The sequence below is a fragment of the Pseudomonas sp. B424 genome (assembly GCF_055408345.1).
Window position 1 is genome coordinate 1 of the sequence record NZ_JBUZTL010000014.1, and the last position, 26608, is coordinate 26608.

A 26608-nucleotide genomic window follows, 5' to 3' on the forward strand; every position below is an offset into this window, starting at 1 on the left:
CTTCGGCGGACTCGACGAGAATGGCGCGATCTGCACCCAGTGCCAGCGCGGTACGCAGCTGTTCCTGAGCAGTGGTCGGGCCGATGGAGACGACGACGATTTCAGTCGCAACACCTTTCTCTTTCAGGCGTACGGCTTCTTCCACTGCGATTTCGCAGAAGGGGTTCATCGACATCTTGACGTTGGCGAGGTCAACGCCGGAGTTGTCCGCTTTGACGCGCACTTTAACGTTGTAATCGACCACGCGCTTGATACAGGCCAGCACCTTCATTGCTTGTCCCTCGATGGGTATAGGTTCGTTCGCCCAAGGCAAAAGCGAGCTTACCCCGCAGGCTGAAGCGGGCGTATCGGCCATTCGAGGTAGAGGCGGTTTAACGCGGCATGTAGTCACGCTGCCAGCGCCGCGGAATCCTCAACGACGCCAGCCCCAGCACTGCGGCAAGCCCGGCGCTGAACAGCATGGCCTTTAACCCGAACTGCGCCTCCAGCAAAGCACCCAATACCGCGCCCAACAACATCCCGGTCCAGGGCACCAGTTGCACGCGCCAGCCGCTGCGCCGTTCGCCCAGTATCCAACGGCCCAGCCCCCTGCCGAAACGCGACAAGGCGCCGGTCACATAGGTCAGCCCCACGGGCAAGCCATTGACCTGCTCCACTGCCGCATTGAGCATGCCCATCGCCACAATTGCGGCCAGCAACGCCGGCACTTGAGAGGCAAACGGCAATAATGCTGCCGTGCACAACAGGCCCGCAATCACCAGCATCAGCGGCAATGCACGTCGCCCGCCCCAGCGCGCCAGTAAAACCCCGAGGGCGTTGCCGACAATAAACGCCAGCACGGCAAACAACAGGCGCACCACCATTACCAGGTCGCCCTCACCTATCGCCACTGCCAGGCGCGTGGTGTTGCCGCTCATAAACGAAACGAAATCGCCGGTGGCCAGAAAGCCGATGGCGTCGGTCATGCCCGCCAGCACCGACAGGCTTGCAACCATGGCCAACCCTACACGGCCACGCCAGGCACGAACGCGAAGATGCACGGGGTTGCTCGGTTTTCGCAGTGGCGCTGGAAGCATGGTGCAAGCCTCTGTAGGAATACCTGACTAAAGAGCGAACGATTTTGTCATATAAAAAAGCCACCATAGCACTACGCATGTAGGACTATTCCCAATCTCGCGCAGGTAATATCGAACCAATTGCGAAAAAGGCATCTAATAAACGCGTCTGCCAAGGATGAGAGGCTCAGGTTTTGCCGTAATGACAAGGATCAACACAGAGGCGCAAATGCCCGCTGTGCCAGGCCAGTCAGCCTTAACAGTAGTAAGCAGAAGACCCCATGACTCAGTCTGTTTGGAATAAACCTCGACTCAAGCCCTATGCACTGGCGGCGATTCCGCTGCTGTTGATTGCTGGCGCCGTGACTCTGGCGGTACACGCGGATGACGTCTTTGCCCGGCCGGTAGATGGTGTGCAAACCCTGGTGTTTTTGCGCCACGCGGAAAAACCCGCCGATGGCCTTGGCCAGCTTACCTGCCAGGGGCTGAACCGGGCGATTGACCTGGCTACCCTGCTACCACAACGCTATGGCAAGGCCGATTATGTGTTTGCCGCCAACCCTTCGCGCCAGGTCGAAGAAGGCGCCGATGATGACGCCTACAGCTATGTGCGCCCGCTGATGACCATCAACCCCAGCGCCATCAAGCTGGGCTTGCCGATCAATCTGGAGTACTCGGCCAACGACACCCGCCAGCTGGCCAAAGAGCTGACCGACGACCAGTATCACAGCTCGACCATCTACACCGCCTGGTCCCACGGCTACTTGCCGGAACTGATCAACAGCGTCGCCAGCCAGGCACTGGGCAAGAAGACCTCGTTGACCGAAGACTGGTCCGGCGGCGACTTCGACTCGCTGTATGTGCTGACCCTGACCTGGAAAGACGGCAAGGCCACCCTGCTCAGCCGCGTCGACAAACAAGACCTCAACAATGGCGCCAAGGCTTGCCCGACCTGATCAGCCTGCCCGCACATCACGGCGCGAGCACTGTTCGCGCCGGGGCATGACGACGCACTGCCCAGCTGACACCCCCCAGCAGCATCACCACCGCCAGGGTTTCCAGCAAGGTGGGCCAGCGTTGCAGGTAGATAAAACCGTAGAGAAGCGCAAACACCGTTTCAAACACGATCAACTGCCCGCTCAGGGTCAGCGGCAAACGCCGGGACGAGGCATTCCACATGCGATTGCCAAACCATGAGCCGAGCACCGCGCAGGCCAGGTTGACCAGCCAGAACATCTGCCAGCGCTGATCACTGGCCTCGACCGTCACCGCGTCCACGGCCAGCACATGGGCGACACCCCAGATCAGCACGCCGAGCACACCGGTGGTGACACCCCACAGCGTCGACCACTCGCCACTTTCAAAGCGGCTGTGCTTCAAATACCGCGCATTCTCGATTGCAAACCAGCTCCAGCACGCCAGGGCGCCGATGCCACACAGCACCCCCAGCACCTTGGAGGCAAACGGCTGTTGCGAGGTACCACCGAACAGCGCTTCGAGGTTGATGCACAGCACCCCACCCAGAACCAGCAGCAGCGGCCACACCAGCCGCGCCAGTGGCACCGCCCCGGCATCGCGACGGCCAAGCCAGGTCATGCTTAGCGGCAATACCCCAATAATCAGGGAAGCCGCAGCGATACCCACCCACTGCACCGAAGCGGCCAGCAGCATGTAATAAATCAGATTGCCCAGCAGGGCGAACTTGACCAGTGTCAGTACATCGCGGCGGGTGAGCTGGCGCAGCAAGCGTTGGGCATTGGGCAACAACAACACCAGCGATACCGCGCCATACACGATAAAGCGCCCGCAACTGAGCAACAGCGGGCTGAATTCCGGCAACAACTTTGGCACCAGAAACACCAGCCCCCAGACCGCACCGGCCATGCCGGCATAGACTACCCCGCGTTTCATTGGCTGTTCTCTGGCTGTTGAGTATCGACAGAGCGTAGGCAGTTCAGGGGTACAGCACAAAAGATCATTTGGCATGCTGGCATTCCACCAGGGAATGGCTTATACCGTTAAATCTGAACATGGACCCTCGTAGCCGCTGCCTCGCTCCTCGCCAGCGGCTACATCAAACGAGACGACTGTGAACCGCTACCACAAACACTTGCCGCCCCTGGACAGCCTGATCACCTTCGAAGCGGTCGGCCGCAATGGCAGTTTTACCCGCGCCGCCAGCGAGCTGTGCCTGACCCAAAGTGCAGTCAGCAAACAAATCCGCGCCCTGGAAGACAACCTCAAGCTGGCCCTGTTTGAGCGTCAGGCCCGTGGTATTTGCCTGACCCAGGCCGGAGCCAGCCTGTTCAGCGAAGTCAGTACCCTGCTCGAACGCCTGCAGCACAACGTCAACAGGATCAAGGCCGCCCACGCGCCCAATGCCGTCACTGTCCTCTGCACCCATGCGGTCGCGCAGTTCTGGCTGTTTCCGCGCTTGCTCGCCTTCAACACCGAGCACCCGTCGATCACGGTGAATATTCATGCCAGCAACGATATCGACGAATCCAGTGTCGCCGATTACGACTTCGCGATTTTGTATGGCGCCGGCCAGTGGTCATCTCTGAGGGCCGAGCCGCTGTTCGCCGAAAAGGTCTACCCCGTCGCGCACCCCGACCTTGCCTTGGCCCATGTCAGCCACCCCGCCGACCTGCAAGGCTTGCCCCTGATCGAACTGGACGCTTCGGGCTGGAACTGCATGGACTGGCGCGACTGGTTCAAGCATTTTGGCCTGGAACACAAGGCCGATGCGCAACGACCGACCTTCAATCAGGTCACCCTCGCCTATCAGGCGATCGTGCAAGGCATGGGGGTGGGGCTGGGCTGGGACTTTATGGTGCGGGACAAAATCGAGCGAGGCGAACTGTGCCGCGTCGGTCCATTTGAATTTTTCAGCACAAACGCCGACTATCTGGCGCACTCTCGGCCAAAAACGTTGTCAGAAGCAGCAATTACTTTCCAGCGCTGGCTGCTCGACGACGCCCGGCGCAGCCAATCTCCAATTTGCCAACAGCTCAAGGTACATGCATGAATATCCGCGTTATCGGTTTACCCCTGCTTATTGCAGCACTGTTGGGACTGGCGGGCTGCGCAACCCCGAGCGTTGTAACCTTGCAAAACGGCACGCAGTACCTGACCAAGGACCGGCCCGTCACCACCAACAAGGACGGCTTCTATGAGTTCGACGACATTGCCGGCAAGCGCATCAAGGTCAGGGCCGAGGACGTGTCCACCATCAAGGCAGATTGAATCCGGTGGCTAGCTTCAAGCGGCAAGAAATCTACCTCGCTCTTCACTAGCAGCTTGCCGCTAAAAACTTGCCACTGCTTCTATTCATTCAACGCATCGAGCAGCCGGTAGTAGCTGATACCCGCCGCCACATACAGGCGCTGCAAGCTGTGGAAGGGAATCCGGCGAATCGGCGTAACCGGGAACGGGAAGTCATTGCTGGCTCCCGAAATACGCGCCGCCAGGTGCTTGCCCAAGGTCGTTGCCATGGCAATACCGCGCCCGTTGTAGCCCATCAGTATCGACAAGCCCGGCTGCGGCTCGTGCAGCTGTGGCAGCACGCTGTGGTTGAGGGCTACCCGGCCGCTCCAGCGGTATTCGATCGCCACGCCCGCCAGTTGCGGAAACAGGCTGACCAGCGAACGCTCCAGATGCGCCCAGTCTTCCGCGCGGCGCGGCTCGGAAAATGGCCCGCGCCCACCCAGCAGCACGCGCCCCTGGGCATCCTGTTTGAAGTACAGCAACAGGCGCCGCGCATCCGAACACACTTCCCCGCCCGGCAAAATGGTTTTGCGCAGCTCCGGTGAAAGCGGTCGGGTGGCAATCAAAAAGCTGTTGGCCGCCAGCACGGTTTGCCGTAATCCCGGCCACAACCCATCGGTGTAACCATTGGTGGCCAGCACCACGCGATCGGCCGTGACGCTGTGGCCCTGTGCGGTGGCCAACTGCCAGAGCGGGCCAATGCGACGCAGGTCGGTCACCCGGCTGTCGCTGTGTATGGTCACGCCACGGCCCAGCGCCGATCTGGCCAGGCCCCGGGCATAGTTAAGCGGGTGCAGGCTGCCAGCGCGAGGATCAACCCAACCGCCCACATAATTTTGGGTACCGATACGCTGGCAAACGGCATTGGCGTCCAGCAACTCGGCCGCCACGCCGCGCTGCTGCCATTGCCGGGCGCGGTGTTCCAGGGCCTTCATCGTGCTGCTGGAATATGCAGGCTGGATCCAGCCCTTGCGCGTGGCGTCGCAGGCAATGCCGTACTCGCGAACCAACGAAAACACTTCGTCCGCCGCCCCGCCGCATGCCTCGATAATTTTTTCGCCGCGCTCGGCGCCAAAGCGTTCGAGCAACTGATCCGGGTCGTACTTGAGCCCGGGAATTACCTGCCCGCCATTGCGCCCCGAAGCGCCCCAACCCGGCTCACCGGCATCCAGCACGCAGACGCTGACGCCCGACTCGGCCAGGCGCAGAGCGGTCACCAGCCCGGTATAACCGGCGCCGACAATCGCCACATCCACCCGTTTGTTTTCCGCCAACGGCCGGGTCAATGCACCGGGGCGGGCCGTAGCCGACCACAGTGAAGGCGGCAGTATCAGTTTCGACGGTGCTTTCATGTGCGCCTGCGCAGTGCAAAACGTCGTTCCAGACGACGCAAACCATAGGACAGCGGCAAGCTCATGGACAGATAGAGCAGCGCCACCAGGGTATAGACCGTCATGTTTTCAAAGGTCGACGATGCGATCAGCTGCCCCTGGCGGGTCATCTCGGCCACGGTGATGGTGGACACCAGCGACGAATCCTTGAGCATCATCACCAGCGTGTTGCCATAGGGCGGCAAGGCAATGCGAAACGCCTGAGGCAATACGATCCGGCGCATGATCAACAGACCGCGCATGCCGAACGACTCGGCAGCCTCGATCTGGCCGAGGTCGATGGCCTGGATCCCGGCACGGAAGTTCTCGGCCTGATAGGCCGAATAGGCGATCCCCAGACCGACCACGCCAGCCTGCATGGCGCTGAGCTGGATGCCGAAGTCGGGCAATACGAAATAGATATAGAAAAGCTGCACGATGATCGGCAGGCCGCGAATCACATTGACCACGCCAATGGCGAACAATGCGATGGCGCGGATTTTGGAAACCATCATCAGCGCGAACAACAGGCCAATCACTGAACTGAGCACGAACGAGCCCGCCGTGACCTGCACAGTGACCACTGCCCCCTTGAGCAGAATCGGAAGAAAGTCCAACGCGTCCTGGAGAAACATAAACTACCTGCGCAACGCTACAAGAAGTGGCCCGCCGCAACGCGGGGGCCACAGGGTCATCAGTTCAGCTGCCACTTCTCGATGATGCGTTGCAAGGAGCCGTCAGCCTTGATCGCTGCGATGCCCTTGTTGACCTGAGCCAGCTTCTCGGCGTCGCCCTGACGCATCACCAGGCATACATCGCCCATCACCACCGGCACGTAAGTGCTCGACAGTTTCACGTCCGGGTTTTTGCCCTGGGCCAACTGGTAGGCGATGATCGGGCGATCACCGAAAGCAGCCTTGATGCGCCCCAGCTTCAGGTCGCGCATCAGGTCGGGGATGGAGTCGTAGCTGCGCACTTCCTTGAAGCCGCCGTGCTTGTTCAGCGCATCAAGGAACACTGTACCCACCTGGGCACCGACCACTTCGCCGGCCAGGTCATCCATGGTTCTGTATTCTTTTTGATCGTCAGCTTTAACGATCAGGCCTTCGCCATAGCTGAAAATCGGATCGGAATATTGCACGACCTTTTCACGCTCAGGGGTTTTGAGCATGGCGGCGGAAATCAGGTCGATCTTGTTGGTGGTCAGCGAGGGGATCAGTGCAGCAAACGTGGTTTGCTGGATCTCGGTATCAAACCCTCCGGCTTTGCCGACGGCTTCGGCCGCGTCGACCATCATGCCCTGGATTTTGCCGCTCTTGATGTCGAGGAAGGTGAACGGGATACCCGTTGCGGTCGCACCGACTTTGTAAACTGGCTCTGCAACGGCGTTGACTGATCCAATCAACCCACCAGCCATTGCGCAAACGAGCGCCAGTACTTGAAAAGGTTTTTGCATTGCGAATCTCCCTGTGGTCGCTTTTATTGTTCCTGTTCGGCACTCAACATCCCTTGGACTCTCTGGTACAAAATGCCGGCATCGACTATAACCAATTTACTTAAATCGTAAAGAGATTTATAGATATCGCATATCGATATCTATGTACCTGAAAAATGCCAAGGATGCGCCATGAGCGATAACAACAACCCTCTTTTCAATCAGTCACTGGAAAAGGGCCTGGCCGTACTTCGCGGTTTTGGCGCCGCGCGGCGCACCATGACCCTGGCCGACATTGCGCTGGCGGCAGGCATCAGCAAAAGCTCGGCCCAGCGCATGGTGCATACCCTTGAGGAGCTGGGCTACATACGCAAGCACGCACAAAGCCGGCGCTTCCAGCTGACCCCCAAGGTGATGGAAATCGGCTACAACTATCTGGCTGCCGACATTCTGGTGGATGTGGCCAACCCCTACCTGGCCGAGCTCAACCAGATCACCGGTGAGACCATCAACCTGACAGAGCCCGACGGGCTGGACATGGTGTATGTCTCGCGCTTTGTGGCGCCAAAATTCATCCCGATCCATATGCCCATTGGCAGCCGCATCCCCATGTATTGCACCGGGGCCGGCCGCGCGTACCTGAGCGGCCTGGGTGATGACGAGGTGCACCGCATGCTTGCAAGCAGCAATCGGGTTGAGCTGACCCGGCACACACTGACCGATGCGTCGGCCATCTTCGACCGCGTGCTGACGTGCCGCAAACTGGGATATGCCACCAACAAGGAAGAAATGTTCCTCGGTGACATGACCCTGGCCGCGCCCATTTTCAACAGCAACGGCGTGCCGGTAGCGGCCGTACATGTAGTGGTGCCCACCAGCCGCTGGACCCTGCAGGATGCCGAAGACAAGATGGCCTCTTCGGTGATCCAGTGCGCCCGGGCGATCAGCAATTCGATCAGGACGCTGTAGTGTGTAATCGCAGGGGTGCGCAGCCTCGCTGCGCTCCTCGGCGACTACGGGTATCATGCCGCGCTATTCCCCTGCGTTCGGTAACTCTTTATGCCCAGTATCTCCCCAGCCACGCCCACCAGAGGCTGGTCATTCTGGTGGAAGCCTTTGCTGTTTCTGCTGGTAGCCGGTATTGGCCTGTACTACGTCAAGTGGTCGCCCTACTACTTCAAGGCCTTTGTCGCGGCCGACAACCACAGCATCGGCGCTTCGATCCTCAACGATAACCAGGGCGAACCCGTCGCCGCCGCACTGGCTTATGCCAAGGTGTACTTTCTGGCAATCTGGAAAGCGGCCGTGCTGGCGGTCATTCTCGGCTCGCTGATCCAGGTCCTGATCCCCCGTGACTGGCTGCTGCGCCTGTTCGGCAAGGCCGGTCTGGGCTCGACCCTGCGCGGCGGCCTGTTCGCCTTGCCGGGCATGATGTGCACCTGCTGCGCAGCCCCCGTGGCCGCCGGCATGCGCCGGCAAAATGTTTCGGTCGGCGCCGCCCTGGCCTTCTGGATCGCCAACCCCGTCCTCAACCCCGCGACGTTGGTCTTCATGGGCTTTGTGCTGGGCTGGGGCTTCAGTGCGCTGCGCCTGGTGGCGGGCATCGTGCTGGTGGTGGGGGTCTCGCTGATCGCGCAACGCATCTCGCGACCCGAAAGCATCCCCGAGGCCGCGCTGGATGCGGTGTCGCAAGCCAGCCTGAGCGATCAGCAGAACTTCTTCAGCCGCTGGGGCCGCAGCTTGTGGCAACTGTTCTGGAACACCATTCCGGTCTATCTGTTGGCGGTGCTGTTGCTGGGCGCGGCACGCGTGTGGCTGTTCCCCCATGTAGACGGCGCCATGAGCGACAGTCTGATGTGGCTGGTACCGCTGGCAATCATCGGCACGCTGTTCGTCATCCCGACGGCGGCAGAAATCCCGATTGTGCAGACCATGATGGCCCTGGGCATGGGCACCGCCCCCGCCGTGGCGCTGCTGATGACCTTGCCGAGCGTGAGCCTGCCGTCGCTGTTGATGCTGCGCAAGGACTTCGACGCCCGCGTGCTGGTCAGCGTGGCACTGATGACCATGGTGGTCGGTGTGCTTAGCGGGCTGGTGGGGATGTGGTTGCTCTGACAATCACCGCAACCCGGTAATTCAGCTGTTGCCCAGAATCAGGCTGCGGTAATGGCCCGGGTTGGTCCCCGACCACTTGCGAAAAGCCTTGTAAAACGAGCTGGTGTCGGCAAAGCCCAGGCGCAGGGCGATGTCGGCAAAGCTGTGGTCGGGTTCGGCCAGCCAGCCAATCGCCAGCTCCTTGCGCACACCATCCTTGATGCCTTGAAAGGTTTGCCCTTCGTCCGCCAGACGGCGACGCAGGGTCGACGCCGACATGCACAGGCTCTGCGCCATGCCCTGGGTCTCAGGCCACAGTTCGGCAGGCTGCTGGCGCAACGCCTGCTTGATCTGGCTGGCCAGGCTTTGCGGGTCGCGGTACTTGACCAGGATATTGGCCGGCGCCTCGGCCAGAAACCGCCTCAGCTCCTGGGCATTGCGCCTGATCGGCGCATCCAGGCAGTCCGCCGCGAAAATCATCCGCGTGCGGGGCCGGTCAAAGCGCAGGTTCTCGGAGAACATCACCTCGTAGTCTTCGCAATAATCGGGCGCCGCACAGCGCAACTCTATCGCCAGGATCGGGATCCGCCGCCCGGCCAGCCAGCAGGCCACACCGTGCACGATCATCCAGTAGGTGAAGTAGGTGAAGCCACGCCCCGGATTCGAGTCAGGCTCCTGGAGTACGATTTCCGCCAGGCTTTGCTGGCGCACCAGCCGCGCCGGCAAGCGCTCCAGCATCAACGACAGGAACCCCAGCACCACCTCCAGCCCCTGAGCCAGAGTCGGCTGGGCCATGGCCGTACGGCACATGAATTCCAGGCTGCCGGAGCGCAGCTTGCGCGGGTCCATGCCGAAAAACTCATCATCCAGACGCCGCGCCAGCAGCCGCCACATCCGCGCATAGACCAATGCAGGCACACGGGCATCCGGCTGGTCGAGCAGCGCAGGGGCAATGCCGACCTTGTACAGCACTTCGTCCGTGGCGCTACCCGGCGCACAGCTCTGCAGCAGGGCCTCGCGCACCAGATAAATGGAGATGGTGTCCTTGTTCAGCATGGCCCCTGATCCAGATCCGATGTCCGTTAGATGTCGGCCATCTTAAGCAGCGCAGATCAAAAAGCCAGTAGTACCTTAGGCGTGTACGGGCATCGTCACCGGCGGTGCTGCCAAACGCTTGGCCAGCAACCCTGCAAACGCCACCACCGGCACCACCGCAGTGGCCAGGGCCAGCCACAACAGCCCGGCAAACCCGTGCGCCACCAGTTGCCCCGCCACCGCCGGACCCACCATCGAGCTCAGAGCAAACGCCGCCGGGATCAGCATGATCGAGCGACCGCTCGGGTCCAGACGGGCAACGGCGGCCGTCTGGTAAATGCAGCCCCAGCAGAAGCCCACTTCCCAAATCCAGGCACCCAGCGCATACATCACAAAGCCTTGTGCGTACGCCAGTAACAGCAAGCCGGTGCCGATCACCGCCAGCACCAGCAGGTGCGGCCAGCGTGAACCGAGACGGTCGCCGATCAGGGCCAGAGCCAGCGCCGCACCGCCACCGAGCAATTTAAGCACAGCGAACACCACGCCCATCTGCGCCGGCGCCACCTCCAGGCCGTGCCCCAGACGCTCAAGAAAGGCCCACAGGCCAATCTGCCCGGCACCAAAAACAAAGAAAAATCCCAGTGCCCAATACGCCGGCACCGGGAAGCGAAAGCGGCCTTGAAGGGAGCTCTCTTCAGCCAAACCGGTCTTTACCGCAAAGTCACTGCGCCGTGGCAGCGCGAAGGCGCTCAGGCTCAGTAACAGAATCATTGCCGCCAGTACCAGTGCGGCGCCGGCGTAGTGAAAATGGCTGATCACCAGTGATGGCAACACAAACAGCACCAGCGCCACCAGGCCAAGCTCAATGCCCTGACGGATGCCAAACGCCCGTTCCTTGTTGGGCATTTCGGCCATGATCCGCAACCCGAGACAGGTCATCAATGCCGCAAAAAAACCGATCAATGCCCACAGCGGCAATTGCGCCTGCGCCGGCAATAGTGACGAGGCCAGCAACGCCAGCGCCGCACCCAGCGCGCAACCGAATGTCAGGACGCGCCAGTTGCAGCGGTCAATAAAGCCCACCGCAACCAGCGTGCCCACCAGGTAGCCACTGAAACACACAGAGCCCAACAGACCGATTTGCGCCGGTGCAAAGCTGAAGCTGTCCGCCAGCGCCCCCAGCAAAATGGGCAATGTATTGAAGGGCAATCCGCCGATGGTCGACGCCAGGCTTGCCGCCAACATAAAGGTCAGCGTTTTACGTTGATTCAGCATCATCGGCAGTGCCCTTCACTCAGTCTTCAATCAGCGCTGATCTACGGTGGTGATTTCACGGCGCTCGGCCATGCTCGCCGGAACGCTGGCTTCATCGGTGAAGAACTGCTGGTACCACTCGCGCAGCTGATACACCGGACCGTCGCCCTCGGCCAGAACCGGGTTGTTGACCCGCACTTTGTGGGTCCAGATATCAACGTCCTGATAGAACGAGTCGCGGTTACGCTGCACGTAATCCACGGCCAGTGCTTCGTTCTGGGCATCGGTCCAGCCAGGAACTTTTTTCACCATGCAGCCAAAGCGCAGTTCAAAACTGTTGGGGCCGATCGGCACGTGGCAGTTGAGCAGGATGGACTTGATTTCCTGGCCGTCGAACACCGCACTCATGCGCGTCAGGTGAGTCGCCGGGCCGTAATAGGCCGACTCTGCCACCAGATCACCGCCCAGGCGCTCTGAGTCACCGTGGAAAATCTGTTGGGCGATGTGCCCTTCGAAGACGTTATGGAAGTACTTGGTCGGGGTGCCGTGCACCGGACCGAAATGCTGGGCATCCACCAGGTTGTCCACCAGCTCGCGGGGGTTGGTGTTGATGGTCAGCTTGTCCATGTGCCAGCTGTGCAGCCATTCTTCGCTGTCCATCTCCGGCAGGTGCGGAATTACCACATCTTCGGCAGGCGGCTTGCCTTCAGGGTTGTTCCAGACAAACAGCAGTTTGTTCACTTCGCAGGTCTGCCAGGCGCGGGTTTTGGCCTTGGGCGGAATACGCTTGCAGTAAGGGATCTCGACGCACTTGCCGCTGGCATCGTACTGCCAGTGGTGGAAAGCGCAGACCACCCGGTCATTTTCGATGGTGCCCTGGGACAGGTCAGCGCCCATGTGCGGGCAATGGGCGTCGAGCACACTGATCTCGCCCTTGGACGTGGCGAACGCCAGCAGTCGCGAGCCAAAGACATTCAGGGTATGCAGCTTGCCGTCACGGTATTCATCCGCTTCACCCAGGCAATGCCAACCACGGCCAAAGCGCGGCGACAAAGCATTCTCGACGTGGATTTCTGCGAGTTTAGTCATTTTTATTATTCCTCAGGTTAAGGGCCAGGGCGCTTTACTGAGTGATCTTCACCGAGGTGAGAGGCAGGCTCATCGTTCAGATGGACTAGGTACAGCGCCTTGCCCACATCCATGTGGGAGCCGGCTTGCCTGCGATGCGCACAACGCGGCGCTTCAGGCAGATTGAGGGGATGCCATCGCGAGCAGGCTCGCTCCCGCCGGGTGGGAGCCCGCCTTTATCAGCGCCAATCCTCAACAATCCCGTGTTCACGGGCAAACGGCTGGCAGTGAATGGTTTTGCGCTGGTGATCCACCGCCGCATCGCTGGTCGCCAGCCACACCATGACCGCCGCCGGAACTTGCGGCGGCGCAGAGCCTGCACGCAAGGCAATCACGCCTTTGTCGCCGATGGTGGCGCGCAAGGCGTCGGTGGTCACGACCCCCGGGTTGAGGGTGAAGGCGCGAATCCCCTGATCACCGAACTCCACGGACAAAATACCCGACAAACGCGACACCGCCGCTTTGCCCGCGCCATAGGCATAACCCCAGCCTCCCTTGCCCGCCGCCACCGGAGGATCGGTTTCACCGGCGCCGGAAGTGACATTGATCACTACCCCGCCGCCCTGCTCCAGCATCTGGCTGACCACGGCCCGGGTCAGCAGGAACGGGGTCATGACATAGCCCTGGAACACCCGTTCCAGGGTCTCGGGCTGCAGCTCCATAAAGGGCGCGTTAAGGTCGCTGCCCTGGTAGATCGCGTTATTGACCAGCACATCCACCCGGCCATATTCGGCAAGCACCGCCTGGCTGGCCGCGAGCACCGAATCGCTGTCGAGCAGGTCCATGCGCACCACCAGCGCCTTGCGGCCCAGCTCGCGGATCGCCGCAGCGGTGGCGTTCAGACTGCCGGGCAGCGCCGTGCCGTCAGGGTTGCGCAAACCGTGGGTATGGTTTTCGCCTTCATCCAGGCTGCGGGCGCTGATGGCCAGATCAAAACCTGCACGGGCAAACGCCAGAGCGGTTTCACGACCAATGCCGCGACTGGCGCCGGTAATAAATGCCACTTTGTTCATGGGGATTCCTTAAAAGTCAGAAACGCTGGGCACGCACCATCGCGTCCATGCCACCGTCGACAAACACCACGCTGCCGGTCACAAAGCTGGCCTGGCCCGATTGCAGAAAAGCCACCACCCGGGCGATTTCTTCAGGCGTGCCCGCACGGCCCAATGGCGCCACAAACTCACGCACCGCCTTGCCGAACCGGACGTCATCCTTGGCTGCCTGATGCAGCGGTGTCTCTACCGCGCCCGGCGCAACCACGTTCAGGCGAATGCCTTGCGCCGCCCATTGCACCGACTTGCGCCGTGCTTCGCAGGTCACCGCGTACTTGGAACTGGCGTAGGCGATGTGGGGCTGGCCCAGTGCATTGGCCAGCTCCAGCGCATGCGCCTCGTCACCGGCCAGCAGGGCTGCGACCATCGGCTGTTGATCCGCACCGGGCTGGGTGGCAGCCACCGAGCCAATCACCAGTGCCGCCGGGTTTTCACCCTTGGCCAGGGCATCCGCCAGGCCGTCAAGCAACTCACTGACGCCAAAATAATTCACCGCCAGTACCAGGCTGCTTGAAGACGCCGTCACCCCCAGCCCTGCACAGCACACCAGCCCGTCAAGCACGCCACCGCACTGCTCAAGTACCTGCGCCACTGCCGCCTGGCGCCCGGCGCGGGTCGACAGGTCTGCGACCACTTCGGCGCTGGCCCGGTCAATCCCGATGATGCGGTGCCCCGCAGCCCGCAAAACCGCGCACACGGCGGCGCCGATCCCGGAAGCGGAACCACTGACAGCTGTAACTGGCATAAGACTTTCCTTGATGATGCAGGCGTACGGTGGCCTGACTGATGAGCAACCGGCAGTGGCGATCAATCGCCACTGCCGGCCGGTAAACGTTGCTTAAGCGCTTTTACGAGTCGGCCGCGCCAACTGTGGCGCCGGCACAATCACGGACTCAGCCGCTCGCAAGGCGCACTTGGGCTTTCCCAACGCGACCACGCTGTTCAGCAGAATCCTTACCAGTTCGGTCTGGCGGCGCACACCGGTCTTGGAAAAGATCGAACGCAGATGCGCCCGGGCCGTATTGCGCCGAATATTCAGGTTCTCTGCGGCTTCTTCCAGGGACAAACCGTTGGCCAGTTCCATTGCCAGCGCCGTTTCGGCCTTGGTCAGATTGAACAGCTGCTTGGTCACCACTTCACTGGCCAGCGACTTGCCAACCGAGTCGCGGATGTAGATCACTGCAGCCGGCTTGCTCTTGCCCTCGGCCCATTCCAGCGAAGGGATCGCCTCGACCACCAGCCCCAGACTGACCTGGCCTGAAGGCCGCGTGACGGACATGGCATCGGCGGTCACGCCGCCATCGCGCACTTCCTGGCTAAAGGCGTGTTTGACCAGGCGCTGCAACTCACGGTTGTCGCTGGGATACGTCGCCTCCAGCCTGCCACCCACCAGCTTGAGACCATCGGCATTCTTGAGGATTTCTTCGGCGACCGGGTTCAGGCGCAGCACCTTGCCGGTTTCATCCAGCACGATGGTCGCCACGGACAGGCGGCTGATGGCCTGGGCGTAAAGTTCGCTCATGGACTCGCTGCGATCGAGCAGGTTGTGCAGGTGCAGGGCCCGGCGCAGATGCGGCAAGAAGCTGCTGCACAATGCTCGTTCGGCACTGGAGAATTTGGGAGACATTTTGGGCCGGGTAAGACGAAAGCGCAGCTTGCCGCCGTCGGGGGTCGAAATATCGGCGCCCATTACATGGTAGACATCCTGCTTGGCACAGTAGGCCTTGAAATAAGGCGATTGCACCCACTCGGACTCGCTCATCAGGTCTTCAACCGTAAACACCTGATCAAGCGCCTGACCGGCGAACGGGGTGTTGGCTTGCGGGTAGGTCTGATACGTCAGCTCGCCCTCGCCTTCGATATCCCCCGCCACAATCATCAGGCCCAGATCCGGCTGGTCGGGCACTCGCAGGATCAGCGTTGCGTAGTTGGCCTGGAACATTTTGCGCACGGCACACAAGGTACGCCCCATCACTTTCGGGTCCAGCGCACCGTCGTAGAAATTACCGACCATTTGATCGTAATCGGCCAATTCGAGCCCCAGACTGGCCAGGGTTTGGTGGTTCAGGGTCACTGTATCCACGGACGTTTCCTCGCATTGGGTCAGGTTCAAGACCTGCCCTTTTTATTGTTCTTATTACTAGGGTCTGTTGACGTTTGGTTGTGGCCGCGCAGCCACTGCAACCGCAGCTGCGCAAAAACGACTCAGTGTCTCTTTATGTTCATCGTCATACAAGCCCGGCAAACTGTCTGTTTCAGCGGTTTGAAGCGTCCTTGGCGGCAACGCTCTGTTTGAGCGGGTAATGCCCGGCAGGCGCTTCCTGGCTGCCGGTTTTAACCTTGACCAGCGGGCGCCCCAGGTTGAACCAGGCCGCCAGGGCGGGCAGTAAAAAGATCGCCCCCAGCACGTTGACCAGGAACATGAAGGACAGCAGCACCCCCATGTCGGCCTGGAACTTCAACGGTGCAAAGGCCCAGGTACAGACACCGATAGACATGGTCAGGGCGGTAAACACCGCCGCTGTGCCGCGCTGGCACATGGCCTGGTAGAACGCGTTGCGCAGGTCCTTGCCGTCGGCCATCTCATGGGCAATGCGCTCGTACAGATAAATCCCGTAATCGACCCCCACGCCCACGCCCAGCGCCATCACGGGCAAGGTTGCGACCTTGAGGCCGATGCCCAGGGTCGCCATCAAGGCGTTGCACAGGATGGCGACAATCGCCAACGGCACCAGAATGCACAGCACTGCGCGAAATGAGCCGAAGGTCAGCCAGCAGAACAGTGCCACCGAGCCGAACAGGGCGGCCAGCATCACCACCTCGGCCTGCTTGACCGCTTCGTTGGACGCTGCCATCACGCCCACGTTGCCGCCCGCCATCAGGAACTCCACATTCGGCCCCTGCAGGCCGGCAATGATGCGCTGGGTTTCATTGACCACATGGCTGACGGTCGCGCCTTCGTGGTCGGTGAGGAACACCAGGATCTGCATGCGCTGGCAGCCTTCCGTCACCAGCCCGTCATCCGGCATGTAAGCCCGCGCGCCCTGGCTCAGGCCGCGCTCGGAACCCGGGATCGCCGACCAGCGCGGGTTGCCTTCGTTGTTGCCGGCAATCACGTTTTTGCTCATGCCCGCCACGCTCTGTACCGACTGCACGCCGGACACGCTGCGGATCTGGAAATCGAACGACTCGATCGCCCGCATCACCTGCGGCGCCAGGCAACCTTCTTCGATGCCCTTGACCTGCACAAACACCGACATTACATCCAGGCCGATGGAATAACTGTTGATGATCTTCTGGTTGTCCTGGTTGTAACGCGAGTCGGCCCGCAGCTCCGGCGCACCGACACCAATATCGCCCACCGCCAGGTCCCGGGCCTTCCAGGCGCCCACGCCCAGCAGCAACAGGCTGACCACAAACACCGCCAGCGCCGGTTTCGGCTCGGCCAGCGCCGACAGGCGCCACCACAAGGCGTGCCTGCCCTGAACCTTGAGCCCCTGGGCCATGGCACTCGGCTCAAGCTTCAAGTACGAAAGAATGATCGGCAGCATCAGCTTGTTGGTGATGATCATCAGCATCACCCCGATGCAGGCGGTCACCCCCAGCTCATGGACGATGGGAATGTCGATCAGCATGATCACGCCAAAGCCCAGGGCGTTCATCAACAGCGCCAGAGAGCCCGGAATGAAGATCTTGCAAAAGGCACCGCGGGCAGCCTGCACCGACGAACTGCCGCCCAGTACATCCTGCTTCCAGGCATTGGTCATCTGTACCGCATGGGATACGCCAATCGAGAAAATCAGGAACGGCACCAGGATCGACATCGGGTCGATACCCAGCCCCAGCAAAGGCAGCATCCCCAGCAGCCATACCACCGGCAGCAAAGCCACAGCCAGCGCCACCACGGTCAGGCGCCATGAGCGCGAATAGAACCACAACATCAGGGCCGTGATCACAAAGGCAATCACGAAGAAACCGATCACCGTGGTCAGCCCGTCGACCACATCCCCCACCAGCTTGGCGAAGCCGACGATGTTGATCTCCACATCGTCACTGCTGTACTTGGCGCGGATATCTTCAAGTCGCTTGGCTACCTCGGCATAGGACACCGGTTTGCCGGTTTGCGGGTCCAGGTCCTGCAAGTCGGCGCGCACCATCGATGACGTCAAGTCATTGGACACCAGGCGCCCGACCTGCCCCGAACGGGCCACGTTGTTGCGCACCTGGGACAAGTCTTCGGCGGAACCGGTAAAGCGCGGCGGTACCACTACGTCACCAAAGAAGCCGTCTTCGGTGATTTCGATGTAACGCACGTTGGCGGTAAACAGCGAAGTCACGCTGGCGCGGCTGACACCGTTGATAAAGAACACGTCATCGGTGACTTTGTTCAGGGTTTGGAGGTACTTGCGATTATAGATATCGCCCTCGCCCTTCCACTTCACGCTCACCAGAAAGCGGTTGGCGCCGGTGAAGTACTGGCTGAAGTTGAGGAAGTTGACCATAAACGCATTACGCACCGGGATCTGCTTGTTAAAGCCCGGGTCCAGCTGGGTATGGGTGGCGCTGTAGCCCAGGGCCAGGGTCAGCAGCACAAACAGCGCCAGCAAGCCCCGGCGCCAGATGATCAGCAGATCGGCAACGCGCTCGACCGCGCGGTTTACCGCAGATTTTTCGCGATTCACTTGGCACCTCCCAGCGCAGCAACGCTGCCATCAGTGCCCTGGAAAACACCGCGTTCACCGCCCACCAGCAGGCGCCCGGAACCGACCAGCACCGCTGAAGTCAATGTGCCCAGGCCCGCCAGCCGCGTGGCGTTGACGAGGTGGCCATTGCCGTCCAGTCGCACCAGGGAGCTGCCAGCACCGACAATCAGCAGCCCGCCGCCATTGGGCAGCAGTGCATGACCGTAAAGTGGCAACTGATTGCCCACCGCCACCGCGTCCCAGGTACGGCCAAAATTCTGACTGACGAACACATGGCCGCGCATGCCGTAGGCCACCCAGCGATCCGGGCTCAGGCGCACCACACCAAACAGGGAACCGTTGTAGAACGGCTCCAGGGTTTTCCAGCTGCGGCCGGCATCGTCACTGCGCAGCACCAGACCCTGCTCGCCGACCACCATCCGCCGGCCATCCGCACCGCCGTCCATGCCATTGAGGTGAGCACTGTCTACCTCAATGGGCTGGGCTTGCCAGGTGCGGCCGTCATCATCGGACTGGTAAAACTTGCCAAAACTGCCGAAGGTCATCACGCGGTTGCCGCCGGCACTCCAGATCCCCAGCAAAGGCTCGGCGATTTCGCCGTCGTAGCGGACCTCGGTCCAGTTCGCGCCTTTGTCGACGGAGCGCAAAATCCAGCCATCGTGGCCCACCGCCAACAGGTTTTTGTCATCCAGCGCCACCAGCGCGGTCAGGGTCAGATCACGCTGTGGCTCGACCGCAGCCGGCTGCCAGGACACGCCCTGATCATCACTGAGCAAAATATTGCCGCGTTCACCCACCGCGACCACACGCTGGTCCAGGTACAGCATGCCGTTGATTTGCAGGCGATCCGGGCGCAACTGGGCCGAGGCGACGTTTGAGGCAGGACGGGGGGAGAAGGTAAACGCGATGGTTACAGCGACAATCAGACATACCAGATAGCCGATCATTGAGCGCATGGTAGATGCCTCGCTGCACGATTCAGTTGCTGGGCAGAGTTCATGCGGCCAGTCCTCTTTTTATTATCGTGGATGCTCTGGCTGCCTCCTCGGCGAGGTAACCAGAGCCTTCCTTCGATCATCGGACTGGTCGGTCACGGACACATCGTCCAAATGGCCTAGTGAGATGAAGGAGGGATAATGCGGAGGCAGCGCACACAAACCTGTAGATACTCTGTTCCCGGTCAAGCACTGGCGAAGTGTTTCTCGCTAAACGGCTTGGCCGGATCAAAAGCGTCCGAGGCGGCAGGCCGGTCTGTGTGGTGTCAGGGTCTGTGACGCCTCCAATCCGCTGTGGGAGCGGGCTTGCTCGCGATGGCATCGGCGCGATTCAACTCAAATACCGCGCCGCTTGCATCGCGAGCAAGCCCGCTCCCACAAGGGGTTGTGCAGTTTCAAGCCTTAACCTTTGCTTTTGCTGTAGCCACGGGAATGTACGAACAACGCGAATGCCCCCATTCCAGTGGGGCGTGTGTGGCGGATATGTACTTGGTGTTGTAGTTATTCATCCCGAGTACATATCCGTTCAATGCGCCACGGCTTTCTACGGGTTTCGCCCTTACGGCGAGGCACTTTTTCCAAACGCCGAAAAAGTACCCAAAAAGGCTTGCCCCGGCGTACGGCCTTCGCTGCGCTCAGGTGTCCCTCGCGCAGGGGCCGGTAGATCAAAAGCAATGCCCGCCGAGGCGGCTGACCGGCCGGCCTGGTTGGCGGCGAGGTCTTGGAGACTCGCACATCTCATCTGTGGGAGCGGGCTTGCTCGCGATGGCATCGGCGCGATTCAACTCAAATACCGCGCCGCTTGCATCGCGAGCAAGCCCGCTCCCACAAGGGGTTGTGCAGTTTCAAGCTTTAACCTTTGCTTTTGCTGTAGCCACGGGATTAATCAAGCGACACGAATGCCCCTCACAGGAGGCTGAACGCAGGTGCTGTTATGGGGGTAGCGGCGTACGGCCTGCTTGGTGGCGAAATCCGTGATCGCCCGCATCGCAGGCAAGCCCGCGATGGCATCACGGCGGGCTGCCTGTTATGTCAGTCCGGCTCAAACCAGCCGCTGAATCTGCTTGTGCCGCCAGACCAGCCGGTAATACGCAGTCTGCAACACCAGCATCGCGATATAGGTCACCGGGAACGCCATCCACACGCCTTGCAAACCAAAATGCGCATCCAGCACCACGGCCCCAGCAAAGTCACTGAGATTTTTCTCACCTCTCACGGCGTCCTGCCTAACGAACACAATTTTCATGGGCAACGCAGGTTCACCATCGGCATAAACAAAAGTATCCACACGGCAAATAGCCGGTGTCAGGCCCATTTACAATCGTCAAGCTCTGCGGGGGAAGCAACATCTTCAACAATGCGACTCTATAGGCTGGTGAAGGGCACGACACGTGCAGTCTCTTTGCGCCACGATGTTCTTTTTCAGGAAAATCGCAGATGCGTAAACTATCGTGACACCGCTACTTCAATGCAAGTGCACGCATAACCCGTACAAAATACATTGACCGCCAGACCGGCTTACCGGCTTACCGGCTTACAGCAGTAAAAAACCCTCGTAAGCAAACAGTGCCCCAAGTGATTTTCGCCTTGCCATATTTATTATATTGCGATTGACCTTCATAACGACACGGCAACTTACCAATCGCCAATTTACAGACAAATCATATTAATATTGACATATTAAAACCGAGAAAACACACAGCTAGACCTGCACAGGCACCACCAACAAAACCGCAACAAATCTCCATAACCTGCCGCCACACACGCAAGAACTTATCGCATTAAACAAAGCGTATAACAATCACCATAAAGATCACGCCTGCCCGCGGGCCAATATCTGAAATACCATAACAAAAAGTTTAAATTGATGTTTAACCGCTTTTACATTAACGCTCTAGCGCAGAGGCATTCAAGCAGCCTGGTCTTTGCCACTGAGGCGCATGAGGCGCAAGCCTCACTGAAAATGATTAACGTAAATAAAAATAATATTTTCAATATGTTGGGCATCCACACCCGTGCTTTAAACTTACCCCGCTGCAAGCCTGCCAGCACAGGGCCTTCAACCTGTTACATTGCAGTTAACCTTATTAAAAGCAATCAGTACGCACCCTCCATACATTAAACACCAAACACCAAACACTGAATACTGAATACTGAATACTGAGCACATCCAAATACAACCCCCAAAACTTGCAATGTTCTACAACCGTACTACTTTTGATTATGCACCACGAACACTACCAGCCAGCTGTCCGGCCGCACTAGTTCTGTTTGCGCTTTATGGCGCACACATCAATTGCGTGCCCACACTATTGACACCCAGATCCAATAATACTGTTTGATAGCGACACCCCACCACGACCCCAGGAGACCCGGATAACATGCGCGCTTTATCTTATGCCGGAGCAACCAGCACTTGGCTTGTAATAAAGCCCCTGCGCGTTCCACTCTGGCGCCGCAAGCTTTAACCAACACTTAAACACCGTATGCAAAGGCGGTAGTTCCTGGCGCACATAATATTCCTTCATCAGAGGCTGGCGTACATCACGCCATAAAAAATCATGAACAAGATCTTTTCTGTGGTATGGAGTTACTCCTTGAGCGGTTGGGTGGTAACTAGCGAGTTGGCGCACAAAACATCCAAAACTGGGCCTTGCAAGGGCATTAAAACATTAGTGGCCGTGGCTGTCGGGCTATCCTTCGGGCTGCTGTCCACGCTCGCTCTTGCAGGTACGGCAATGCAGGGAGGGGTCGTTAGCAATACTTCTGCACTAGGTACCGGGGCCTCGGCACCAGCAACCGTAGACAACTTTTCCATCGCCATTGGTGGCGGTACCGGGGCCACGGCCAGAAACAGAAGTGTTGCAATCGGTGAAGACGCAAATGCAATAGGCGACAGTTCTACAGCTGTCGGACGCCTTTCCGATGCCACTGGCAGTAGTTCTGTTGCGATCGGATTAAGCAGTAATGCCTCAGGTTCAGATGCGGTTGTCATAGGCAACTCGGCCTTCGTGTCAGTCGCTGCTACCCAAGGCCTGGCACTGGGTTCCGGAGCAACCTCCAACAACGCCGGTGCCGTTGCACTTGGCGCCAACAGCACCACCGCTGCCTCAGTTGGTACCAGCGGGGCAACCATTGGCGGTGTCGCTTACACCTTTGCCGGGACCACTCCGGCCAGTGTGGTCAGCGTCGGCAGCGTGGGTGCAGAACGGCAGATCACCAATGTCGCGGCAGGCCAAGTAAGCACCACCAGTACCGACGCAGTGAACGGCTCGCAACTTAATGCGACCAATCAACAGGTCACCAACAATTCAACAGCCATTACCAACATCAACAACGGCGCCGGGATTAAATACTTCCACGCCAACTCGATACTGGCCGATTCATCGGCGGCAGGCCTTGATGCAACAGCGGTCGGGCCCAATGCCCAGTCTCTGAATGCCTCGGATACGGCAATCGGCGTCAATTCCATTGCCAGCGGCGGCAACTCCCTGGCGGCCGGTTCGGGGGCAAATGCCAGCGCAGTCGGAGCAGTGTCCCTGGGTAACGGCTCGCAAGCCAACGAGGCAGGCTCTGTTGCCCTCGGCGATGCAGCCATCGTGGCTGTCGGTGCGACCCAGGGCCTGGCACTGGGTTCCGGAGCAACCTCCAACAACGCCGGTGCCGTTGCGCTCGGCGCTGGCAGCACCACCGCTGCCGCGGTCGGCACCAGCGGGGCAACCATTGGCGGTGTCGCTTACACCTTTGCCGGGACCACTCCGGCCAGTGTGGTCAGCGTCGGCAGCGCGGGTGCAGAACGGCAGATCACCAATGTCGCGGCAGGCCAAATAAGCACCACCAGCACCGACGCAGTGAACGGCTCGCAACTTAATGCGACCAATCAACAGGTCACCACCAATTCAACAGCTATAACCAACATCCAAAACGGCACGGTAGGCATGTTCCAGGTCAAGAACACCAGTGCTTTGTCCAATCCTGCGGCAACCGGTACCGACGCGGTCGCAGGCGGTGCCGGCTCGCAAGCTTCTGGCAACAACAGTACGGCCGTTGGTAGCAATGCCATTGCCAGCGCAGAAAAAACAGTCGCAGTCGGGCACGGAGCAACCGCTAGAGGAACGAACAGCGTGGCATTGGGTGTCAACTCGACAACCACTCGCGACAACAGCGTTTCGGTAGGAGCCCCCGACAGCGAACGGCAGATCACCAATGTTGCAGCCGCAACTCAGGGCACCGATGCGGTGAACTTCGACCAACTCAACAGAACTACGGCAAACACCACCAACAATGCCAACAACTACACCGACCAACGTTTTTCCCAGCTAAAAAGCGACCTGGACAAACAGGATCGTGTCTTGAGCGCGGGGATCGCCGGGGCCATGGCCATGGCCAGCCTGCCACAGCCTTACGTTGCAGGCGCCAGCATGACAGCCGTGGGGGCCGCCACCTATCGTGGGCAAGAGGGACTGTCGTTCGGGGTGTCGAGAGTCTCTGATAACGGCCACTGGGTGGGCAAGCTCCAAGCCAGTACCACTACCCAGAGCTATTTCGGGGTAGGGGTCGGTGTGGGCTACCAGTGGTGAACATTAACTGAAGCGTTCTACAAACGACGGCCTACCCCCGTCACTGCTGCCCCGGCACGGCTCTCTTGGTGCCGGGGCGTTAATCTCAAAAATCAGGGCGGATACCATGTCATTGCTCAAAACAACCGGATGGGTTTTCTCATTAGCGCTGATGGCAGGCTGCGACGGCGCTCCACAAGTTCACGCTAACCTCACCAATAAGAAGCCGCACGGAGTAATGATCCCGGCACTGCCAATCATCCAGGGAGCGGTCATGGGGTTGGTGCCGATGGTCGAAGGGCAACGCAACGATGTGATGATGCACCATGTCTGCGCAATGGCACGGGGTGAAAGCACAGCCAAGCAAGTTGCCGAAACCTTGAAAAAACAGGGGATTGATTTGAGCAAAACGCCTCAACAGGGCGATCCATTGTCATTGCTGGTGGATCCGGACATGTCTCACCGGGAGACCGCATGCGCAGCCTACATAGCCACGTCGACAATGGTACTGCCCAAAACCAGTGAGTTTATGGTGCAAACGATCACCGAACACCCACAGGGCAAACAGTCGAAGACACTGACTGTCGACCCGCAGAAGCTGAATAACTTCATGCGGGTGCAATTGGCAATCGCCAAGTCTGATGCAGACGTATTTGCAATGATTGCGACCCAATTGGCACAAACTCCGGGCTTGACCCTGGATCAATACAATCAGCGGGCCAAAAGCCTGTTTACAACCATTGCCCCCCGATACTTGCAGCGGGTCAAGGAACTGTATGCCAGCGATAAAAATACCCTGTTTGCCTTAAGGGATTATTCGCAGAACGGCTTCAAGTTCGTTAGCAGTAGCGGCCTTCTTTTTGAATACGACTACAACGGCCTGAACCTGACCTTCAACCGCATCCCCTGGTACGGGTCTGGTCAGTTGCTGGGTAAAACCTACTGGCTGGATGTGGCGTACTTCGATCCGGCACTGGTAACGGCGTTGCAAGCGGTCCCAGGGGAAACCAAACCCGTCAGGCCTTGAACCCATCGCAGACTGTCTGCCATTGCACACGTTTGCAGTGCCGCACCGCAAGTTGTCACAGAGCCCCAGGTGATGCGAGGGGGGGAGCACCCGCGGGGGCGGTGCCACGTTATGGGCTGAATCCGCATCGCGGGCAGGCTCGCCGAGCCGGAATGGATGCCGCTAGAGCCGGATATGTACCCGGTACCCGGCTTGGCACCGCAAACCTCAAACCAGCCGCTGAATCTGCTTGTGCCGCCAGACCAGCCGGTAATACGCAGTCTGCAACCCCAGCATCGCGATATAGGTCACAGGGAACGCCATCCACACCCCTTCGAGACCAAAGTGCGCATTGAGTGCATAAGCCACCGGCAACTCAATGCACAGCACGCAGAAAATCGTGATCCCCATGGGCACCAGCACCACGCCGCTGGCTCGCATGATCCCGCCAATCACCGCCTGGAAACCAAACACCAGAACGCTCCACAGCATGATATGCAGCAGGTGCTCAGCCCGGACCCGTGCGTCCACGTCAGTAATAAACAGCCCCAGCAACCAGTGGGAGAGCACATAGCCCAGCACAATCAGGAAACCGGTCAGGCACAGGTTGATCAGCAGCCCGGTGCGCAGGATCAGGCCTATACGCTCAATACGTCCCGCACCGATAGCCTGTGCCCCAAGGATCGAGGCGGTGATGGCAATCGACAGCGCCGGAAACTGCACATAGTTGACGATCTGGGTGACCGCACCATAAGCCGCTGTGGCCTGAGAACCGTGACTATTGACCAGCGCCAGAATCACCAGCTCCGACAGTGACAACACCACCATTTGCACGCCGGTGGGCAAACCGATGCGCAATACCTTGCCCAGAATCTCCGGGTTCAGGCGCAATGCGGCCAACAGTTCGCGGTCCGGGGCCATCACATGGTTTTTGTGCCGCAGTCGCAGCACCAGAAACAGCATGGCCAGCACGTTGCCCACCAGCCCCGCATAGGCAGCACTTTGAATGCCCATGGGTGGCAACCCGGTCCAGCCGAGGATCAGCGCCGGCGTCAGCAGCAAGCCCACCGCCGTAGACACCATCAGCGCCAGCAACGGCGAAACTGTGTCACTGACCCCGCGCAATATTTGCGTAAACAGAATAAACACCAGCAGCAACGGCATGATCAGCATCATCACCCGGGCATAGCCCACCGCCTCGTCCAGCACGTCGACCGGCGTGCCCAGCGCCTGCAAGGCAGGCCGCGCCAGCAGGCTGCCCAGCACCGCTGCCGCCAGGCCGATCAACGCCCCCAGGGTCAGCGTGGCCCCCGTGATCTGTTTGACCATTGCGGTCTCGCGCGCCCCCCAGGCCTGACCGATCAGCACCGAAGCTCCTGCCCCCAGGCCGATCACCAGCGCGATAAAGAAAAACACGATGGGAAACATCCCCGACACCGCTGCCAGCGCCTGGGTACCCAGCAACTGCCCGACATAAATGCCGTTGAGGGTGCCGGAAAAACTCTGGAGAAAATTGGACAGCACCATCGGCGCCAGAAAGATCAGGTAGATCTGCCACAGCGGCCGTTGCGAAGGGGTTTGCATTAAGAGTGGGCCTGAAGAAATAAACGTCAAAGGTTTATACCGCAAATGTATCTGAATGTTGAATCCTGGAC

At 59.8% G+C, this 26608-nt stretch carries 23 protein-coding genes and 1 pseudogene; 8 read left to right on the plus strand and 16 right to left on the minus strand.

All coding sequences use genetic code 11. From position 1 onward, the window contains the following. The coding region (locus ACZRMS_RS16405; RefSeq protein ID WP_463996102.1) for an electron transfer flavoprotein subunit beta/FixA family protein at positions 1 to 271 on the minus strand (271 nt) is incomplete at its 3' end. Positions 272 to 371: 100 nt separating this feature from the next. Next, complete coding sequence (locus ACZRMS_RS16410) at positions 372 to 1076, minus strand: YoaK family protein (protein ID WP_463996103.1); 705 nt, start codon at positions 1074 to 1076, stop codon at positions 372 to 374. Positions 1077 to 1336: 260 nt separating this feature from the next. Between ACZRMS_RS16410 and ACZRMS_RS16415 the strand changes: the two genes are divergently transcribed. Continuing rightward, on the plus strand, positions 1337 to 2011 hold the full coding sequence (locus ACZRMS_RS16415; RefSeq protein ID WP_463996104.1) for a histidine phosphatase family protein: 675 nt from the start codon (positions 1337 to 1339) through the stop codon (positions 2009 to 2011). A 16-nt stretch (positions 2012 to 2027) separates the two neighbouring features. Here ACZRMS_RS16415 and ACZRMS_RS16420 read toward each other — a convergent pair whose 3' ends face one another. Continuing rightward, on the minus strand, positions 2028 to 2966 hold the full coding sequence (locus ACZRMS_RS16420; RefSeq protein WP_463996105.1) for a DMT family transporter: 939 nt from the start codon (positions 2964 to 2966) through the stop codon (positions 2028 to 2030). 178 nt (positions 2967 to 3144) lie between these two features. Here ACZRMS_RS16420 and ACZRMS_RS16425 point away from each other — a divergent pair, with 178 nt between their 5' ends. Then, complete coding sequence (locus ACZRMS_RS16425; protein ID WP_463996106.1) at positions 3145 to 4083, plus strand: LysR substrate-binding domain-containing protein; 939 nt, start codon at positions 3145 to 3147, stop codon at positions 4081 to 4083. Further along, a complete protein-coding gene (locus ACZRMS_RS16430) occupies positions 4080 to 4301 on the plus strand; it encodes a YgdI/YgdR family lipoprotein (protein ID WP_463996107.1) in 222 nt (73 codons plus the stop codon). Before ACZRMS_RS16425 ends, ACZRMS_RS16430 begins: the two co-directional genes overlap by 4 nt. 80 nt (positions 4302 to 4381) lie before the next feature. Here the strand turns inward: ACZRMS_RS16430 and ACZRMS_RS16435 are convergent, their stop codons facing one another. The 3 genes from ACZRMS_RS16435 to ACZRMS_RS16445 are packed head-to-tail and all read right to left on the minus strand — an operon-like array spanning position 4382 to position 7148. Further along, positions 4382 to 5674, minus strand: coding sequence for an NAD(P)/FAD-dependent oxidoreductase (locus ACZRMS_RS16435; protein WP_463996108.1), 1293 nt, complete (start codon positions 5672 to 5674; stop codon positions 4382 to 4384). Continuing rightward, the gene (locus ACZRMS_RS16440; RefSeq protein WP_463996109.1) at positions 5671 to 6327 is read right to left on the minus strand and encodes an amino acid ABC transporter permease; all 657 of its coding nucleotides are present in this window, start codon (positions 6325 to 6327) and stop codon (positions 5671 to 5673) included. Before ACZRMS_RS16440 ends, ACZRMS_RS16435 begins: the two co-directional genes overlap by 4 nt. 59 nt (positions 6328 to 6386) lie before the next feature. Then, on the minus strand, positions 6387 to 7148 hold the full coding sequence (locus ACZRMS_RS16445; RefSeq protein ID WP_463996110.1) for an ABC transporter substrate-binding protein: 762 nt from the start codon (positions 7146 to 7148) through the stop codon (positions 6387 to 6389). A gap of 171 nt (positions 7149 to 7319) precedes the next feature. On the opposite strand from ACZRMS_RS16445, the gene ACZRMS_RS16450 reads away from it, so the two are divergent. After that, a complete protein-coding gene (locus tag ACZRMS_RS16450) occupies positions 7320 to 8096 on the plus strand; it encodes an IclR family transcriptional regulator (RefSeq protein WP_463996111.1) in 777 nt (258 codons plus the stop codon). 90 nt (positions 8097 to 8186) lie between these two features. Then, on the plus strand, positions 8187 to 9242 hold the full coding sequence (locus ACZRMS_RS16455; protein WP_463996112.1) for a permease: 1056 nt from the start codon (positions 8187 to 8189) through the stop codon (positions 9240 to 9242). A 21-nt stretch (positions 9243 to 9263) separates the two neighbouring features. Here the strand turns inward: ACZRMS_RS16455 and ACZRMS_RS16460 are convergent, their stop codons facing one another. The 9 genes from ACZRMS_RS16460 to ACZRMS_RS16500 all read right to left on the minus strand — a co-directional run bounded on the left by ACZRMS_RS16460 (position 9264) and on the right by ACZRMS_RS16500 (position 20703). Next, positions 9264 to 10277 carry an AraC family transcriptional regulator gene (locus tag ACZRMS_RS16460; RefSeq protein ID WP_463996113.1) on the minus strand — a complete coding sequence of 338 codons (1014 nt, stop codon included), beginning with the start codon at positions 10275 to 10277 and terminating at the stop codon, positions 9264 to 9266. A 75-nt stretch (positions 10278 to 10352) separates the two neighbouring features. Beyond that, positions 10353 to 11534 (minus strand): MFS transporter, encoded by a 1182-nt coding sequence (locus ACZRMS_RS16465; RefSeq protein WP_463996114.1) that lies wholly within the window; start codon positions 11532 to 11534, stop codon positions 10353 to 10355. Between the two features lie 27 nt (positions 11535 to 11561). Further along, complete coding sequence (locus ACZRMS_RS16470) at positions 11562 to 12599, minus strand: Rieske 2Fe-2S domain-containing protein (RefSeq protein ID WP_463996115.1); 1038 nt, start codon at positions 12597 to 12599, stop codon at positions 11562 to 11564. 218 nt (positions 12600 to 12817) lie between these two features. Then, positions 12818 to 13651, minus strand: coding sequence for an SDR family NAD(P)-dependent oxidoreductase (locus ACZRMS_RS16475; RefSeq protein WP_463996116.1), 834 nt, complete (start codon positions 13649 to 13651; stop codon positions 12818 to 12820). A gap of 16 nt (positions 13652 to 13667) precedes the next feature. After that, complete coding sequence (locus ACZRMS_RS16480; protein ID WP_463996117.1) at positions 13668 to 14435, minus strand: SDR family oxidoreductase; 768 nt, start codon at positions 14433 to 14435, stop codon at positions 13668 to 13670. A 93-nt stretch (positions 14436 to 14528) separates the two neighbouring features. Next, complete coding sequence (locus ACZRMS_RS16485) at positions 14529 to 15773, minus strand: helix-turn-helix transcriptional regulator (protein ID WP_463996118.1); 1245 nt, start codon at positions 15771 to 15773, stop codon at positions 14529 to 14531. Positions 15774 to 15945: 172 nt separating this feature from the next. Continuing rightward, positions 15946 to 18372, minus strand: coding sequence for an efflux RND transporter permease subunit (locus ACZRMS_RS16490; protein ID WP_463996119.1), 2427 nt, complete (start codon positions 18370 to 18372; stop codon positions 15946 to 15948). Beyond that, a complete protein-coding gene (locus tag ACZRMS_RS16495) occupies positions 18369 to 19349 on the minus strand; it encodes a WD40/YVTN/BNR-like repeat-containing protein (RefSeq protein ID WP_463996120.1) in 981 nt (326 codons plus the stop codon). The genes ACZRMS_RS16490 and ACZRMS_RS16495 overlap by 4 nt, the downstream gene beginning before the upstream one ends. Before the next feature lie 1081 nt (positions 19350 to 20430). Then, positions 20431 to 20703 (minus strand): hypothetical protein, encoded by a 273-nt coding sequence (locus ACZRMS_RS16500; RefSeq protein WP_463996221.1) that lies wholly within the window; start codon positions 20701 to 20703, stop codon positions 20431 to 20433. A gap of 1246 nt (positions 20704 to 21949) precedes the next feature. Between ACZRMS_RS16500 and ACZRMS_RS16505 the strand changes: the two are divergent. From ACZRMS_RS16505 to ACZRMS_RS16515, 3 genes and pseudogenes are all read left to right on the plus strand, one after another. Then, positions 21950 to 22384 (plus strand): annotated as a pseudogene (locus ACZRMS_RS16505) (ESPR-type extended signal peptide-containing protein); the annotation flags it as partial. 15 nt (positions 22385 to 22399) lie between these two features. Then, complete coding sequence (locus tag ACZRMS_RS16510) at positions 22400 to 23968, plus strand: YadA family autotransporter adhesin (protein ID WP_463996219.1); 1569 nt, start codon at positions 22400 to 22402, stop codon at positions 23966 to 23968. Between the two features lie 106 nt (positions 23969 to 24074). Further along, on the plus strand, positions 24075 to 24974 hold the full coding sequence (locus ACZRMS_RS16515; protein ID WP_463996121.1) for a hypothetical protein: 900 nt from the start codon (positions 24075 to 24077) through the stop codon (positions 24972 to 24974). Between the two features lie 207 nt (positions 24975 to 25181). Here ACZRMS_RS16515 and ACZRMS_RS16520 read toward each other — a convergent pair whose 3' ends face one another. Next, a complete protein-coding gene (locus ACZRMS_RS16520) occupies positions 25182 to 26537 on the minus strand; it encodes an MATE family efflux transporter (protein WP_463996122.1) in 1356 nt (451 codons plus the stop codon). Positions 26538 to 26608 lie beyond the last annotated feature (71 nt).

What these genes read in the sequence shown, in the direction of transcription:
- ACZRMS_RS16410 (WP_463996103.1), bottom strand. Translation starts at nt 1,076, where the DNA reads ATGCTTCCAGCGCCACTGCGAAAACCGAGCAACCCCGTGCATCTTCGC.
- ACZRMS_RS16415 (WP_463996104.1), top strand. Translation starts at nt 1,337, where the DNA reads ATGACTCAGTCTGTTTGGAATAAACCTCGACTCAAGCCCTATGCACTG.
- ACZRMS_RS16420 (WP_463996105.1), bottom strand. Translation starts at nt 2,966, where the DNA reads ATGAAACGCGGGGTAGTCTATGCCGGCATGGCCGGTGCGGTCTGGGGG.
- ACZRMS_RS16430 (WP_463996107.1), top strand. Translation starts at nt 4,080, where the DNA reads ATGAATATCCGCGTTATCGGTTTACCCCTGCTTATTGCAGCACTGTTG.
- ACZRMS_RS16435 (WP_463996108.1), bottom strand. Translation starts at nt 5,674, where the DNA reads ATGAAAGCACCGTCGAAACTGATACTGCCGCCTTCACTGTGGTCGGCT.
- ACZRMS_RS16440 (WP_463996109.1), bottom strand. Translation starts at nt 6,327, where the DNA reads ATGTTTCTCCAGGACGCGTTGGACTTTCTTCCGATTCTGCTCAAGGGG.
- ACZRMS_RS16445 (WP_463996110.1), bottom strand. Translation starts at nt 7,148, where the DNA reads ATGCAAAAACCTTTTCAAGTACTGGCGCTCGTTTGCGCAATGGCTGGT.
- ACZRMS_RS16450 (WP_463996111.1), top strand. Translation starts at nt 7,320, where the DNA reads ATGAGCGATAACAACAACCCTCTTTTCAATCAGTCACTGGAAAAGGGC.
- ACZRMS_RS16455 (WP_463996112.1), top strand. Translation starts at nt 8,187, where the DNA reads ATGCCCAGTATCTCCCCAGCCACGCCCACCAGAGGCTGGTCATTCTGG.
- ACZRMS_RS16460 (WP_463996113.1), bottom strand. Translation starts at nt 10,277, where the DNA reads ATGCTGAACAAGGACACCATCTCCATTTATCTGGTGCGCGAGGCCCTG.
- ACZRMS_RS16465 (WP_463996114.1), bottom strand. Translation starts at nt 11,534, where the DNA reads ATGATGCTGAATCAACGTAAAACGCTGACCTTTATGTTGGCGGCAAGC.
- ACZRMS_RS16470 (WP_463996115.1), bottom strand. Translation starts at nt 12,599, where the DNA reads ATGACTAAACTCGCAGAAATCCACGTCGAGAATGCTTTGTCGCCGCGC.
- ACZRMS_RS16475 (WP_463996116.1), bottom strand. Translation starts at nt 13,651, where the DNA reads ATGAACAAAGTGGCATTTATTACCGGCGCCAGTCGCGGCATTGGTCGT.
- ACZRMS_RS16480 (WP_463996117.1), bottom strand. Translation starts at nt 14,435, where the DNA reads ATGCCAGTTACAGCTGTCAGTGGTTCCGCTTCCGGGATCGGCGCCGCC.
- ACZRMS_RS16495 (WP_463996120.1), bottom strand. Translation starts at nt 19,349, where the DNA reads ATGCGCTCAATGATCGGCTATCTGGTATGTCTGATTGTCGCTGTAACC.
- ACZRMS_RS16500 (WP_463996221.1), bottom strand. Translation starts at nt 20,703, where the DNA reads ATGGGCCTGACACCGGCTATTTGCCGTGTGGATACTTTTGTTTATGCC.
- ACZRMS_RS16515 (WP_463996121.1), top strand. Translation starts at nt 24,075, where the DNA reads ATGTCATTGCTCAAAACAACCGGATGGGTTTTCTCATTAGCGCTGATG.
- ACZRMS_RS16520 (WP_463996122.1), bottom strand. Translation starts at nt 26,537, where the DNA reads ATGCAAACCCCTTCGCAACGGCCGCTGTGGCAGATCTACCTGATCTTT.